Here is a 13097-nt window from a genome sequence, read left to right on the forward strand (position 1 = left end):
TAGAGGTTTAGCAGAGCGCAAAAGGCACAGCGGTCAGGTTTTGCAGGAAATTTACTTATCCCGACGGAATGACCGAAACAACGTGTGCATCAGCCGGTGTTGAGCTGGCTCTTGAGCAAATCGCGGAAGGTCTGAATCAAGGGTTCGCGGCTCCGGCCACGGCGGATGATCAGCGAGAATGGCGCCTGATAGCCGAAGGTCGCTGGCGATAGCACGCGCAAATCGCCTTTGTCGACCCAGGCTTGGGCATAGTGCTCAGGCAGGTAGCCAATGTAGGCGCCAGACAAGATCAGAATCAGCTGCGCCTCCATGCTTTCGACCGTCGCCGCGCTGTGTTTGAAGCCATGCCGGGCCAACTCCGACTGGCTCCAATAGCCGCGCCCGACCATGCGCTGCTGGGTCACCACCGGCTCGGGGATACGCCGTTCGGCGTACAACGGGTGGCGGCTGCTGCAGTACAGCCAGTGCTGCTCGCGGTACAGCGGCTGGTAGAGCAAGCCACTCATGCGCGAGGAAAATGCCCCGATGGCCAAGTCCAGGCGATTGTCCTGCACACCCAACTGCAGCTCATAAGGGCTGGACACCGACAAGTGCAGGTGCACCGCCGGGTGCTCCTGGCTGTAGGCGCCGATGGCCTCGGCCAGGGGCAGCGCGCGGTCGCCGACGGTGGAATCGATCACGCCAAGGTTGAGCGTGCCGCGCAGCTCGCCCTTGAGCGCGGCGGCGTATTGCTCGAAGCCATCCAGTTCGGCCAGCAGGCGCAAGGTCTCCTGGTGGAACAATTCGCCTTTGCTGGTCAGGCTGAAACCGCCGCGCCCACGGTGGCACAGCACGATGCCCAGGGCGCCTTCGAGCTGGCTCATGTAGGTACTGATGGCCGAGGTCGACAGGTTGAGCTCGCGCTGGGCGTTGGCGAAGCCCTGGTGGCGCACCACACTGATGAAGATGCGCAGCAGTTTCAGGTCGGGCAAGGTCGAGGCCATGGTGCAACGGTTCCGCAGTGTCGTTGGCGCGCAGTCTAACCGCTCCGGCGGCCTTCAGTTTAGAAAATCCTGAAGTAAGTATTTGCCGGTAGCGATTTTTCTCACGCACTACCTTCCAGCAGACTTGGCCGAAATGTCCCTGCCCGCCGGCATGACCCCACTCAAAGGCGCGCGGCGGCACAGGTTCGAACAAACAAAACAATCGACCGACTGATGAGGCCCACCGTGGACAAAGTTCTCCATCAACCACTGGGCGGCAACGAAATGCCGCGTTTCGGCGGCATCGCCACCATGCTTCGCCTGCCCCACCTGCAAAGCGCCCAAGGCCTGGACGCCGCGTTCATCGGCGTGCCCCTGGACATCGGCACCTCGCTGCGCTCCGGCACCCGCTTCGGCCCACGCCAGATCCGCGCCGAATCGGTAATGATCCGCCCGTACAACATGGCCACCGGTGCCGCCCCGTTCGACTCGCTGTCGGTGGCCGACATCGGCGACGTGGCGATCAACACCTTCAACCTGCTCGATGCCGTGCGCATCATCGAAGAAGCCTACGACGAGATCGTCGAGCACAATGTCATCCCGATGACCCTGGGTGGCGACCACACCATCACCCTGCCGATCCTGCGTGCCTTGCACAAAAAGCACGGCAAGATTGGCCTGGTGCACATCGATGCCCACGCCGACGTCAACGACCACATGTTCGGCGAGAAAATCGCCCACGGCACCACCTTCCGCCGTGCCGTGGAAGAAGGCCTGCTCGATTGCGACCGCGTGGTGCAGATCGGCCTGCGCGCCCAGGGCTACACCGCCGACGATTTCAACTGGAGCCGCCGCCAGGGCTTTCGTGTAGTGCAGGCCGAAGAGTGCTGGCACAAATCGCTGGAACCGCTGATGGCCGAAGTGCGCGAAAAAGTCGGCGGCGGCCCGGTGTACCTGTCGTTCGACATCGACGGTATCGACCCGGCCTGGGCCCCAGGCACCGGCACCCCGGAAATCGGCGGCTTGACCACCATCCAGGCGATGGAGATCATTCGCGGCTGCCACGGCCTGGACCTGATCGGCTGTGACCTGGTTGAAGTCTCCCCGCCTTACGACACCACCGGCAACACCTCGCTGCTCGGTGCCAACCTGCTGTTCGAGATGCTTTGCGTACTGCCGGGCGTCGTGCGTCGCTGATACCCGCAGATACCGCTGAACCCCGGCAGGAGCCATGAGGGAGGGCCACTGAGGCCCGCCAACACAAGACAAGACCGCCGGGCGCCGTGAACACGCCTGCGCGGTCGATCTCGCCATAATAAAGATAATCGGGAGAACCCCAATGGCCTTGGACATCATTGTTGTAATGATCTATACCGCCGGCATGCTCGGGCTGGGCTGGTATGGCATGCGGCGTGCGAAAACCCACGAAGACTACCTGGTGGCTGGGCGCAACCTGGGCCCCACACTGTACATGGGCACCATGGCCACCACCGTGCTGGGCGGTGCCTCTACCGTCGGCACCGTGCGCCTGGGTTACGTCCACGGCATCTCCGGCTTCTGGCTGTGCGCAGCCCTGGGCCTGGGCATCATCGCCCTGAACCTGTTCCTCGCCAAACCCCTGCTGCGCCTGAAGATCTTCACCGTGACCCAGGTGCTGGAGCGTCGCTACAACCCCATGGCCCGCCAGGCCAGTGCCGCAATCATGCTGGCATACGCACTGATGATCGGTGTTACCTCGACCCTTGCCATGGCGACAGTGCTGCAGGTGCTGCTCGACTTGCCGTTCTGGATGTCGCTGCTGCTCGGCGGCGGTGTGGTGGTGGTGTATTCGACCATCGGCGGCATGTGGTCGCTGACCCTCACCGACATCGTACAGTTCGTGATCAAGACGGTGGGCCTGATGTTCATCCTGCTGCCGGTGTGCCTGTACAACGCGGGCGGCTGGGACACTTTGGTCGCCAAGCTGCCGGCGGCCAGCTTCAGCTGGACCACCATTGGCTGGGACACCATCATCACCTACTTCCTGATCTACTTCTTCGGCATCCTGATTGGCCAGGACATCTGGCAGCGAGTGTTCACCGCCCGTGACGAGAAGGTCTGCCAGCGCGCCGGTACCACCGCCGGTGTGTACTGCGTGCTGTACGGCCTGGCCTGTGCCCTGATCGGCATGGCCGCGCACGTGCTGATGCCTGACCTGGCCAACCCGAACAACGCGTTCGCCGAGATGATCAAGAGCCAGTTGCCTGATGGTATCCGTGGCCTGCTGATGGCTGCTGCGCTGGCGGCGATGATGTCGACCGCCAGTGCCGGCCTGCTGGCCGCGTCCACCACCATCACCGAAGACCTGCTGCCCAAGTTGCGTGGCGGCAAGCAGTCGAGCCTGGGCGTCAGCCGCTTGTTCACCCTGCTCACTGGCTTGGTGGTGTTGGGCATCGCCCTGGCAGTGAATGATGTGATCAGCGCCCTGACCTTGGCCTACAACCTGCTGGTCGGTGGCATGCTGGTGCCGCTGATCGGGGCGATTTTCTGGAAGCGTGCGACCACCGCAGGGGCTATCGCCAGCATGTCACTGGGCTTTGCCACCGCGCTGCTGTTCATGTTCAAGGATGGGCTGGATGCCAATACGCCGATCTACTACAGCCTGGCGGTTGGGCTGGTGAGCTTTGTGCTGGTCAGCCTGCTGTCGAGCAAGACAGTGGGTGTCGCCAAGCTGGCGTGACCCAAAGGTTGCCCTTACCGGCCCCACTCGCCGGTAAAGGCAACACAAAAAACCCGAAGAATCAAAAAGGCCGCAGCATCATCACTGATGCAGCGGCCTTTGGGTTTTCAGCGGCGACGCGGCTGGCGCCGGCGCTGCTCTTCATCAGTCGGGATCGGCACCGGCTGCAAGGGTGGTGGGATCAGCCCCAAGGCGACAGCCAAGTCGTGGAGCCAGTTGAACATTTGGTTTTTCATAGTGCCCCCTTGACGGGTCAGCCTCACGGTCATCAATCCTGCGATGTTTCATACAGATCATAGTCCGATGTCCCATCTTACGCATGCTCTTGTACGTTGAGATATGGGCGAGTTTGACTCGGATCAAGCGGAAACGCCCCATTCCGACGACTGGTTAATCGTTTCGCTTTGTTGCAAGTCAACCCACGCCTGCAAATTCGCCCCGCGCATCCCCTGCCGCCACATCAGCCAGGTAACGGCTTGATCGAACGGCGCCTGCAGCCGATGCGCCCGCACCCGGTCACGCCCAGGCAGGCTGTCGAGCATCGATTGCGCCATGAGCGCCACACCGGCACCGGCAATCACGCAGGCCAGCATGCTCTGGTACGACTCGATCTCCATCACCCGCCCCATCGGCGTGTGCGCATGGGCATACCAGGCTTCCAGGCGCATGCGGTAGGAGCAGCCCTGGCGGAAGGTGAACACGGCCTTGCCTGCGACGTCCCTGGCGTTGTGCACCGTTGGGTGTTCGGGGCTGGTGACGAGCACCAGTTCCTCTTCGCACAGGGGCACGCCATCCAGCCCGGCAAGGCTCGGCGGGCCGTCCACCAGGGCGGCATCCAGGCGGTGGCTGAGTAACCCTTCGAGCAGCTCGCCACTGGGGGCTGCCTGCACCTGGATATTCACCGCCGGATACGCCTGGTGGTAACGCGCCAGCAACGCCGGCAAGTGGATCGCGGCGGTGCTGTACATGGTGCCCAGCACAAAATCACCGGCCGGCTGGCCACCCTGCACCGCCGCCATGGCTTCATCACGCAGCGCCGCCAGCCGGTTGGCGTAATCCAGCAGTACCTTGCCGGCAGGCGACAACTGCAGGCGCTGGCGCTCGCGCAGGAACAGTTCGACGCCCAGCTGATCTTCGAGCTGGCGCAGGCGCGTGGACAGGTTGGACGGCACCCGATGCAAGCGCTCGGCGGCACGCGTGATCGAACCCTCTTCAGCGACGGCCTGGAAAATGCGCAGTTGGCTGAACTCCATGAGATTCTCCAAAACAGAACAACTTGATCATCATTATTCAATTTTATTGAAAGTAAAAGCGCCCTAACCTACCACCCATCGTTTACAGCCGTGCAGGAGAGTCCCTATGTCGCCCTTCGTACAACTGCTGGCCAGCGCCGTGGCCCTGATGATGGCCATGGGGATAGGCCGCTTCGCCCTCACACCGCAGCTGCCGCAGCTGATTGCCGAAGGCCAGTTCGACCTGACGGTCGCCGGCCTGGTCGCGGCTGCCAACTACCTGGGTTACTTCCTGGGTGCGGCGGACGCCATGTTCGCCCGCAAGCCGGCCCAGGTCAGGCTGCGCCTGCATGGCGGCCTGTGGCTTTGCGTCGTGCTGACCCTGGCCTCATGGGCCGCGGATGGCTTTTGGAGCCACCTGCTGCTGCGCTTCGGCACCGGCGTGGCCAGTGCGTGGGTGCTGGTGATGATCACCAGCCTCAGCCAGCAGCTGGCCAACGCACACAACCGTCAGCGCCTGGGCGCCTTGGTGTTCGCAGGCCCCGGCCTGGGCATTGCACTCACCGGTCTGCTGGCGTTGGGTGCGCACCTGATGGGGCTGAGCTCGGGGGGGCTGTGGCTGGTATATGCCGTTGCGGCGTTCGTGATGTTGCTGGCGGTGCGTCCTTGGCTGCCGCGCGCCTTGGAACCCGCTGCAGTGCCTGGCACGGCGCCGCAGGGGGCAACGCGCAGCGTTGGTATTGGCCGCCTTGGCCTGGTGTATGCCTTGTATGGTGTGGGTTACATCCTGCCAGCCACGTTCCTGTCGCAAATGGCCAACCAACAGTTCCAGGGCAACTGGATGGCCGACCTGTTCTGGCCAGCGTTTGGTGTGGCGGCAGCGCTGGGTGTGGTGCTGGTAAGTGTGCGACGCGCCGGCCGCACTTCGGCCTGGCTGACCGTGACCTTGTGGCTGCAAGGCCTTGGCGTGCTGGCCTGCCTGATGGGTGGTGGCCTTGGCCTCGCCTTGGGCGTAGTGCTCTGCGGTACGCCGTTCCTGGCTTGCATGCAGCTGGTGATGCAACGCTCGCGGGAGCTGGCGCCACATGCCACGCAGCGCAATGCCGGGCTGCTGACTGCGTGCTTTGCGCTGGGGCAATTGAGTGGGCCGTTGCTGGCAGCGTTGAGCAACCACTACAGCGGAAGCCTGCAGCCGGCGCTGGTACTGGCTGCTGCTGGGTTGGGGCTGGCGGGGGTGTTGGTGCTGACCGGCACCCGGAACCACCAGAGCTGCCAAATTGCAGGGCGGGTTGCCTGATGAATCAAGGCTGAACAGTACCGGCCCTATCGCCGGCAAGCCGGCTCCCACCTGTGCTGCGCAGGACTTGAATGCTGTGCTGTACCTGTGGGAGCCGGCTTCCCGGCGAAGGGCCAGTAACGGTAACGCCTATCCCACAAACTTGCGCAGGTGTTGCTTCACCCAAGGTTCCGCACTGACCAGCACCACCCCGAGCAAAACCATCACAGCTCCCAGCACAAAATTCATGCTCAGCGGTTCATCCAGCAGCAGCACACCAAAGGTTACCCCGAACAACGGGGTAATGAACGAAAACACCGCCAGGTTCGAGGCCAGGTACTTGCGCAGCAACCAGAACCACGTCAGGTAGCTGACAAACGACACCACGATGCCCTGGAACAGCACACTGCCGATCGCCAACGGCGTCCATGTCACTTTACCGATCTGCCCGCTGAGCAAGGCGATCAGCAGCAACCCGACAAAGCCCACTGCCAGCTGATAGAACAAGGTCAACGTCGCCGGCGCCTCGGACAAGCGCGAGCCACGCACCACCACCGTGGTCGCGCCCCAGGCAAGCCCCGCCAGAACGCCCAGGGCATCGCCCAGGAGCATGCGGCCGTCCATCTCTTCAAACGACATCCCGCCGGCAAACGCCGTGGCGATCCCGCCAAACGCCAGCAGGATACCCAACCATTGCAGCAAGCGCAGTCGTTCACTGGGCAACATGACGTGCAGCCCAAGCGCGGTGAATACCGGTGCGGTATAGAGGAACACCGACATGTGCGCCGCTGAGGTCAGCTTCAACCCCTCGGCGATGAACAGGAACTCGAGGCCAAACAAGCCACCCGCCAGTAGCCCGCCGCGCCAAGTGCTGCCCACCTGCCCCCAGCCGCCACGCCAACAGATCAACAAACCCACCAGCACGGCAGCCAGGCAATTACGCAGCGCCGCCTGCATCACCGGGGCGATATCCACGGCGGCACTCTTGATCAATACCTGTTGGCAACCCCAGATTAGGCACAGCCCCAGCATCACCTGGAAGGCAAAGGCGTCGGGGTTCTTGCGGGCCGCGCTCATGGGCGGCCCTCCTGGGTGATCGATGGCATGGGCAAGGCTCGGCAGTGTTCAATAGAACACCGATTATCGGGTTTCCCAGGCCGACCTTGCCAGCCTCAAAACGACCTCAAGCGATCTGCGCTTTTGCAGACACATGCTCAAAAGTGGTTTCGTCCAGCGCATCTTCCTGGTCGTCGAGCACCTGGCGGGGGTGCTCGAAGCCCGGGATGCTGCTGTCGATCAGGCTCAACAGCCGCGAACCCCGCTCGGTGAGCACGAAATTCTCGCCATTGCCGCCATCCTCCGACGGCCGACTCTCGATGAAGCCGCGCTCGAACAACAGCTTCTCGTATTCGCAGGCGCGGGTTTTGAGATGATCGACATCCCCCACTGGCTGGCCCTCTGCGGCCATCGCCGCAGCATGCTGCTCGGCGTAGGGGCGTGGCGTGAAGCTATGACCGGCGCCGTTCTGCACCTCGTGCAGCAAACGCTCGATCAGGTCCCAGTCGTAAGTAGTGGTCATGGTTCTGGCCTCTTGCTGTGGACGCATGGAGTACACAGGTTGGGACCGGTGGGCGTTAGGGAGCGTTCAAAATGATCTCAGCGCTGGCGTTGCTGAGCGTGCATGTATTGACGCAACAGCTGATTGATCCGTCTCTGATCAGTCCCATCCTGGCCCTTGAACCGGGTCAGGACAACAAACGCCTGCCTCGCCGGGACACGCAGATCGGCTTGCTGGGTCCGCCGGTCACAATCGCTGAACTTCCAGGCTCGGCGCTATCTCCATCAATCATGACCCATGCCAGAGGTATATAAGGATGAAACCGCTGCTGCGCATCGCCTGTGCGACCGCCTTGTTCTGCGCCCTGCCCGCCTGGGCCTGCACGCCGGAAGAAGCGACCCAGAAACGTGAAGAATTGGCTGGGTTGGTTAGCCAGCTGACCGAACAGAACCCGCAGAAGGCCAAAGAGATCAATGATGAGCTCCAGGGTATGGAGCTGGGGACGGCGAGCAAGGACTTGCCCGACAAGTGTCAGCTGATCGACAAGCGGATCAAGGAGCTGAAGGTGGCAGAGAAAAAGGCTGAATAGTGAATATTTTTGCTGGCCTCTTCGCGGCACAAGCCCGCGAAGAGGCCGGTAGGGCTGATTACTCGGCCGCCGGTTTGCGCTTTTTCAACGGCGCCAGGCCATCGGAGCTGGTCAGCGGCGCATTGGCCCTCGGCTTGGCAGTAGGCTTGCGCTTGGCGGCGGCTTTCTTGTCGCCGGTCTTCTTCTCGGTCTTTTTCTTCTTGGTGCCGGCAGCCTTGCCCGATGCCTTGACCTTCTTCGGCCCGTTGTAAGTGCCCTTCACTTCCTTGATCACACGGCGCTCGAACTGCTGCTTGAGGTAGCGTTCGATGCTGGACATCAGGTTCCAGTCATTGTGGGTGATCAGCGAGATCGCCAAGCCTTCGCCGCCGGCACGGCCGGTACGGCCGATACGGTGTACATACTCATCGCCGCTGCGCGGCATGTCGAAGTTGATCACCAGGTCCAGGCCGTCGATGTCCAGGCCACGGGCCGCGACGTCGGTGGCCACCAGCACCTTCGAGCTGCCTTGCTTGAAGCGCTCGATGGCCAGCTTGCGGTCTTTCTGGTCCTTTTCGCCGTGCAGCACGAACGCTTTCACGTCCTTGGCCACCAGGTGGCCGTAGATGCGGTCGGCGAGCACGCGGGTGTTGGTGAAGATGATCGCCTTGTCGAAGGTTTCGTTGGCCAGCAGCCACTGCACGATCGCTTCTTTGTGCTGGTCGTGGTCAGCGGTGATGACCTGTTGGCGGGTGCCTTCGGCCAGCTGCGAGACACTGTTGAGCATCAGGTGCTCGGGGTCATTCAGCACCTTGCCGATGATGTCGCGCAGGGCCGCGCCACCGGTGGTGGCGGAGAACAGCAGAGTCTGCTCGCGGTTCTCGCACTCCTTGCACAGGCGCTCCATGTCTTCGGCAAAGCCCATGTCGAGCATGCGGTCGGCTTCGTCGAGGATCATCACCTGCACGTGGGACAGGTCGAGGTTGCCGGCATTGAGCTGTTCGAGCAGGCGGCCCGGGGTGCCGATCAGCACGTCCGGCACCTTGCGCAGCATGGCGGCCTGCTCCTTGAAGTCTTCACCACCGGTGACCAGGCCCGCCTTGATGTAGGTGAACTGCGAGAACAGCTGCACTTGCTTGAGGGTCTGCTGGGCCAGCTCGCGGGTCGGCAGCAGGATCAGCGCGCGAATCTCGACACGCCCGCCCTTCAGGTCGACCAGGCGGTTGAGCAGCGGCAGGACGAAGGCCGCGGTCTTGCCGCTGCCGGTCTGCGCGGTCACGCGCAGGTCACGCCCTTGCAGGGCCAGGGGGATGGCCGCGGCCTGCACCGGGGTCGGCTCGACGAATTTAAGCTCGGCCACGGCTTTAAGCAGGCGTTCATGCAGGGCGAATTGGGAGAACACGGAGGTAACCTCAGGCAAGTGCGGGAAATTCAGTTGCATAGGGTAACGTTTTCTGCAGCCGGAGCCGAATTTCTTTTGGCAACTTTGTCGCCATCCGCGCTCTAATGGGCCTTCGTTTCCCAAGCAAAGACCGCTTTGAAGCTCATGGATATGCAAAAAATCTGGCGTGACAGCCTCGACCTGTGGGGCACCCTCGACCAACACCCTATGCTCCACGCCGCCATCGGCCTCGCCGTGCTGCTGCTGATTTCCCTGGTCATCGGGCGCCTGGCGCGCTTTCTGGTGCTGCACGCCACCCGCCTGCTGGCGCGCCAGCAGGCGCTCAAATGGCTCGACGACCTGCGCCACAACAAGGTGTTCCACCGCCTGGCACAGACCACGCCGTCGCTGGTCATCCAGTTCGGCCTGAAACTGGTGCCGGAGCTGTCCGACACCGCACAGCACTTCCTCGGCAATGTCGCGCTGGCCTTTACCCTGCTGTTCATGACCCTGGCGCTGTCGTGCCTGCTCGATGGCTTGCTGGATATCTACGCGCGCACCGAGCACGCCCGCACCCGCTCGATCAAAGGCTACGTGCAACTGACCAAGATGATGCTGTGGATCTTCGCCTCCATCGTCATCGTCGCCACCCTGATCGACCGCTCGCCGCTGTTACTGCTGTCGGGCCTCGGTGCGATGTCGGCGGTGCTGCTGTTGGTGTACAAGGACACCCTGCTGTCGTTCGTCGCCAGCGTACAACTCACCAGCAACGACATGCTGCACGTCGGCGACTGGATCGAGATGCCCCAGGTCGGTGCCGACGGCGATGTGGTGGACATCACCCTGCACACGGTCAAGGTGCAGAACTTCGACAAGACCATCGTCTCCATCCCCACCTGGCGCCTGATGAGCGAGTCGTTCCGCAACTACCGCGGCATGCAGCAATCGGGCGGGCGACGGATCAAGCGCAGCCTGTTCATCGATGCGGCGGGGGTGCGGTTTCTGACCCGCGAGGAAGAACAGCGCCTGAGCCAGGTCAAGCTGCTGGGCGACTACCTGGCCGGCAAGCGCCAGGAACTGCAGGCCTGGAACGAGGCGCTGGGCCCGGTGGCAGAGCTTTCGGCCAACCGCCGCAAGCTGACCAACATCGGCACCTTCCGCGCCTTTGCCCTGGCCTACCTGAGAAACCACCCCAATGTGCACCAGAACATGACCTGCATGGTCCGGCAGATGCAGACCGGCGCCGAGGGCGTGCCGCTGGAGATCTACTGCTTCACCACCACCACGGTGTGGGCGGAGTACGAGCGGATTCAGGGGGATATCTTCGATTACCTGCTGGCGGTGTTGCCGGAGTTTGGGTTGAGCCTGTATCAGCAGCCGAGCGGCAATGACATGCGAGTGGGCCTGGCGGGGCGCGCGACCCCAGAGCCGGTACCACATCGTTTGGAAGAGCTGAGCGAAGCTTGAGAGTGCCGGGGCCGCTTTGCGGCCCCTACAGATCACCCCGCGTAACCCAGCAAGTACAACAACCCGGTCAAGGTCACCAGCGAAGCCACTGTCGAGAGCAGGATGGTGCGCGAGATCAGCCCCGCCTCCCGGTTGTAATACTCCGCCAGCATGAACGGCCCGGTCCCGGTCGGTAGCGCTGCCAGCAGTACCGCAGACGCCGCCCACAGGGTCGGCAGGCTGAACACCTTGAACGCCAACACCCAGGTCAACGCCGGTTGCCCCACCAGCTTCAACGCCACCAGCGGCCACGGGCTGGCCTGAACGGCGGTTCGCTTCTCTGCAAGAAACGCCCCCAGCGACACCAACGCACATGGCGTGGTGGCCAGGGCCAGCATGTCGAGCAGGTGCATCACCGGTTCCGCCAGGCCCAACCCGGACATGGCCCAGGCGGCGCCTAAAAGCGGCGATATCACCAGCGGGTTCTTCGCCAGCGCCTTGCTCACCACCCACATCGCGCGGCCGATCTGACGCTCCTCCTGCAGGCCGATCTCGATCAGCGTCAGTGAAATGGCGAAAACCAGGCAGACCACGATCAGCGACGAAATCAGCGCCGGCTGCAGCCCTGGCTGACCGAACAGCAGCAGGCACAGCGGGATACCGATATAGCCCGTGTTGGCGTACCCCGCGCTGAGCCCATCGATACTTGCCGCGACCAGCCCATGACCGCTGTACAGGCGCCAGCTTAGCGTCACCACGAACATCGCCAGCGCCCCTGCGCCAAACGCCACAATGAAGCCCGGGTGCCAGACCTCGCTCCAGGTCGCAGTGGCCGTGACCTTGAACAGCAACGCCGGCAGGCACAGCCAGACCACCATCTTGTTGATTTCGGCAGCGGCCTTGTCGCCGAGCTTGTTGGTCCGGCGGCACAGGTAACCGACCAGGATCAGGGCAAAGATCGGCGCGACGATGACGAAGATGGTATGCATATCAAGCCTTGCCGGTCAGTGGTGCTTCGGCGCGGTTGCCCAGGCGGCTGAGCCATACTGAGCCCAGGATGATTGCACCACCGATGAAGAGCCGCCCCAGTGGCTCGTGCTGGTTCCAGATCAGCAGGTTGAGCAGCAGCCCCACCGGCACATGGAGGTTGTTCATCACCGCCAGCGTGCCACCGGAAACCAGGCACGCGCCCTTGTTCCACCAGTACAGGCCCAGCGCCGTAGGGCACAGCCCGAGGAACAGCAGCACCAGCCATTGCACCTCGGTACTCGGCAGGTGCTGGGCATTGCCGAACAGCAGGAAGGCCGGCAGTACGACGATCAACGCGCCCAGGTAGAAGTAGCCGAAGCGCTTGTAGTGCGGCAGGTCACTGGGGTGTCGGGCGACCAGGTGGCGGTACAGCACCTGGCCGGCAGCGTAGGTGAAGTTGGCCAGCTGCAGCAGCAGGAAACCGATGAAGAAGTCGCCACTGATACTGTCGAAGCGGATCACCGCCGCGCCGGCGACCGCGACCAGGGCGGCGAGCAAGGCCCACGGGTTGAAGCGCCGGTTCAGGGCATCTTCGATCAGGGTCACGTGCAGCGGCGTGAGGATGGTGAACAGCAGCACCTCAGGCACCGTCAGCACGCGGAAGCTCAAGTAAAGGCAGACGTAGGTTATGCCGTACTGCAGCGCGCCGATCAGCAGCATCGAGCGCAAGAAACGCGGCTCGACCTGGCGCCAGCGGGTCAGCGGCAAGAACACCAGGCCCGCCAGCAGCACCCGCGCCAACACGGCAAAGTAGCTGTCGACATGCCCGGCCAGGTATTCACCGATCAAGCTGAAGGAAAACGCCTGGATCAGCGCGACGATTATCAGGTAGCCCATGGTTGCCTCTCGTGAATCAAGGCGGCGACCTTAGCGGGTTGCGGCGGATGAGTTCAACCATGAGGAATGTGGGGAGTACGACGGGCAGA

General features: G+C 62.9%; 14 protein-coding genes. 6 read left to right on the plus strand and 8 right to left on the minus strand.

Features of this window, described 5'->3' with window-relative positions:
* Positions 1 to 89 precede the first annotated feature (89 nt).
* Complete coding sequence (locus tag ACIPIJ_RS01270) at positions 90 to 983, minus strand: LysR family transcriptional regulator (RefSeq protein WP_401071964.1); 894 nt, start codon at positions 981 to 983, stop codon at positions 90 to 92.
* 225 nt (positions 984 to 1208) lie between these two features.
* Between ACIPIJ_RS01270 and speB the strand changes: the two genes are divergently transcribed.
* Together speB and ACIPIJ_RS01280 are read left to right on the plus strand one after the other, a co-directional pair.
* Complete coding sequence (speB, locus tag ACIPIJ_RS01275) at positions 1209 to 2159, plus strand: agmatinase (protein WP_008090804.1); 951 nt, start codon at positions 1209 to 1211, stop codon at positions 2157 to 2159.
* Between the two features lie 142 nt (positions 2160 to 2301).
* Positions 2302 to 3681 (plus strand): sodium:solute symporter, encoded by a 1380-nt coding sequence (locus tag ACIPIJ_RS01280; RefSeq protein WP_401071966.1) that lies wholly within the window; start codon positions 2302 to 2304, stop codon positions 3679 to 3681.
* Between the two features lie 107 nt (positions 3682 to 3788).
* Here ACIPIJ_RS01280 and ACIPIJ_RS01285 read toward each other — a convergent pair whose 3' ends face one another.
* Complete coding sequence (locus tag ACIPIJ_RS01285; protein WP_008090807.1) at positions 3789 to 3917, minus strand: PA1414 family protein; 129 nt, start codon at positions 3915 to 3917, stop codon at positions 3789 to 3791.
* A 123-nt stretch (positions 3918 to 4040) separates the two neighbouring features.
* Positions 4041 to 4934 (minus strand): LysR substrate-binding domain-containing protein, encoded by an 894-nt coding sequence (locus tag ACIPIJ_RS01290; protein WP_401071968.1) that lies wholly within the window; start codon positions 4932 to 4934, stop codon positions 4041 to 4043.
* A 106-nt stretch (positions 4935 to 5040) separates the two neighbouring features.
* Here ACIPIJ_RS01290 and ACIPIJ_RS01295 point away from each other — a divergent pair, with 106 nt between their 5' ends.
* The gene (locus ACIPIJ_RS01295; RefSeq protein ID WP_401071970.1) at positions 5041 to 6210 is read left to right on the plus strand and encodes an MFS transporter; all 1170 of its coding nucleotides are present in this window, start codon (positions 5041 to 5043) and stop codon (positions 6208 to 6210) included.
* 129 nt (positions 6211 to 6339) lie between these two features.
* Here the strand turns inward: ACIPIJ_RS01295 and ACIPIJ_RS01300 are convergent, their stop codons facing one another.
* Positions 6340 to 7266: a DMT family transporter gene (locus ACIPIJ_RS01300; RefSeq protein WP_401071972.1), complete on the minus strand. Its 927-nt coding sequence runs from the start codon at positions 7264 to 7266 to the stop codon at positions 6340 to 6342.
* 106 nt (positions 7267 to 7372) lie between these two features.
* A complete protein-coding gene (locus ACIPIJ_RS01305) occupies positions 7373 to 7768 on the minus strand; it encodes a transcriptional regulator (protein ID WP_401071974.1) in 396 nt (131 codons plus the stop codon).
* Between the two features lie 71 nt (positions 7769 to 7839).
* Here ACIPIJ_RS01305 and ACIPIJ_RS01310 point away from each other — a divergent pair, with 71 nt between their 5' ends.
* On the plus strand, positions 7840 to 8061 hold the full coding sequence (locus ACIPIJ_RS01310; protein WP_401071976.1) for a hypothetical protein: 222 nt from the start codon (positions 7840 to 7842) through the stop codon (positions 8059 to 8061).
* Positions 8062 to 8063: 2 nt separating this feature from the next.
* Complete coding sequence (locus ACIPIJ_RS01315) at positions 8064 to 8336, plus strand: hypothetical protein (RefSeq protein WP_401071978.1); 273 nt, start codon at positions 8064 to 8066, stop codon at positions 8334 to 8336.
* A gap of 58 nt (positions 8337 to 8394) precedes the next feature.
* Here the strand turns inward: ACIPIJ_RS01315 and ACIPIJ_RS01320 are convergent, their stop codons facing one another.
* Positions 8395 to 9756, minus strand: coding sequence for a DEAD/DEAH box helicase (locus ACIPIJ_RS01320; protein WP_401071980.1), 1362 nt, complete (start codon positions 9754 to 9756; stop codon positions 8395 to 8397).
* Positions 9757 to 9861: 105 nt separating this feature from the next.
* On the opposite strand from ACIPIJ_RS01320, the gene ACIPIJ_RS01325 reads away from it, so the two are divergent.
* The gene (locus ACIPIJ_RS01325; RefSeq protein ID WP_401071982.1) at positions 9862 to 11163 is read left to right on the plus strand and encodes a mechanosensitive ion channel family protein; all 1302 of its coding nucleotides are present in this window, start codon (positions 9862 to 9864) and stop codon (positions 11161 to 11163) included.
* A gap of 32 nt (positions 11164 to 11195) precedes the next feature.
* Here ACIPIJ_RS01325 and ACIPIJ_RS01330 read toward each other — a convergent pair whose 3' ends face one another.
* Complete coding sequence (locus tag ACIPIJ_RS01330) at positions 11196 to 12131, minus strand: AEC family transporter (protein ID WP_401071984.1); 936 nt, start codon at positions 12129 to 12131, stop codon at positions 11196 to 11198.
* 1 nt (position 12132) lies between these two features.
* Positions 12133 to 13008, minus strand: a complete 876-nt coding sequence (locus ACIPIJ_RS01335) for a carboxylate/amino acid/amine transporter (RefSeq protein WP_401071986.1) — start codon at positions 13006 to 13008, stop codon at positions 12133 to 12135.
* Positions 13009 to 13097: the final 89 nt, after the last annotated feature.

The organism is Pseudomonas sp. NPDC087185, from assembly GCF_044744955.1.
In the GTDB taxonomy this organism is placed as follows: Bacteria; Pseudomonadota; Gammaproteobacteria; order Pseudomonadales; family Pseudomonadaceae; genus Aquipseudomonas.

Excerpts from the sequence above, each read along its gene's own strand:
- ACIPIJ_RS01300 (WP_401071972.1), bottom strand. The coding sequence starts at position 7,266 with ATGAGCGCGGCCCGCAAGAACCCCGACGCCTTTGCCTTCCAGGTGATG.
- ACIPIJ_RS01335 (WP_401071986.1), bottom strand. The coding sequence starts at position 13,008 with ATGGGCTACCTGATAATCGTCGCGCTGATCCAGGCGTTTTCCTTCAGC.
- ACIPIJ_RS01325 (WP_401071982.1), top strand. The coding sequence starts at position 9,862 with ATGGATATGCAAAAAATCTGGCGTGACAGCCTCGACCTGTGGGGCACC.
- ACIPIJ_RS01270 (WP_401071964.1), bottom strand. The coding sequence starts at position 983 with ATGGCCTCGACCTTGCCCGACCTGAAACTGCTGCGCATCTTCATCAGT.
- ACIPIJ_RS01310 (WP_401071976.1), top strand. The coding sequence starts at position 7,840 with ATGATCTCAGCGCTGGCGTTGCTGAGCGTGCATGTATTGACGCAACAG.
- ACIPIJ_RS01295 (WP_401071970.1), top strand. The coding sequence starts at position 5,041 with ATGTCGCCCTTCGTACAACTGCTGGCCAGCGCCGTGGCCCTGATGATG.
- ACIPIJ_RS01305 (WP_401071974.1), bottom strand. The coding sequence starts at position 7,768 with ATGACCACTACTTACGACTGGGACCTGATCGAGCGTTTGCTGCACGAG.
- ACIPIJ_RS01280 (WP_401071966.1), top strand. The coding sequence starts at position 2,302 with ATGGCCTTGGACATCATTGTTGTAATGATCTATACCGCCGGCATGCTC.
- ACIPIJ_RS01320 (WP_401071980.1), bottom strand. The coding sequence starts at position 9,756 with ATGCAACTGAATTTCCCGCACTTGCCTGAGGTTACCTCCGTGTTCTCC.
- ACIPIJ_RS01290 (WP_401071968.1), bottom strand. The coding sequence starts at position 4,934 with ATGGAGTTCAGCCAACTGCGCATTTTCCAGGCCGTCGCTGAAGAGGGT.
- ACIPIJ_RS01330 (WP_401071984.1), bottom strand. The coding sequence starts at position 12,131 with ATGCATACCATCTTCGTCATCGTCGCGCCGATCTTTGCCCTGATCCTG.
- ACIPIJ_RS01315 (WP_401071978.1), top strand. The coding sequence starts at position 8,064 with ATGAAACCGCTGCTGCGCATCGCCTGTGCGACCGCCTTGTTCTGCGCC.
- ACIPIJ_RS01285 (WP_008090807.1), bottom strand. The coding sequence starts at position 3,917 with ATGAAAAACCAAATGTTCAACTGGCTCCACGACTTGGCTGTCGCCTTG.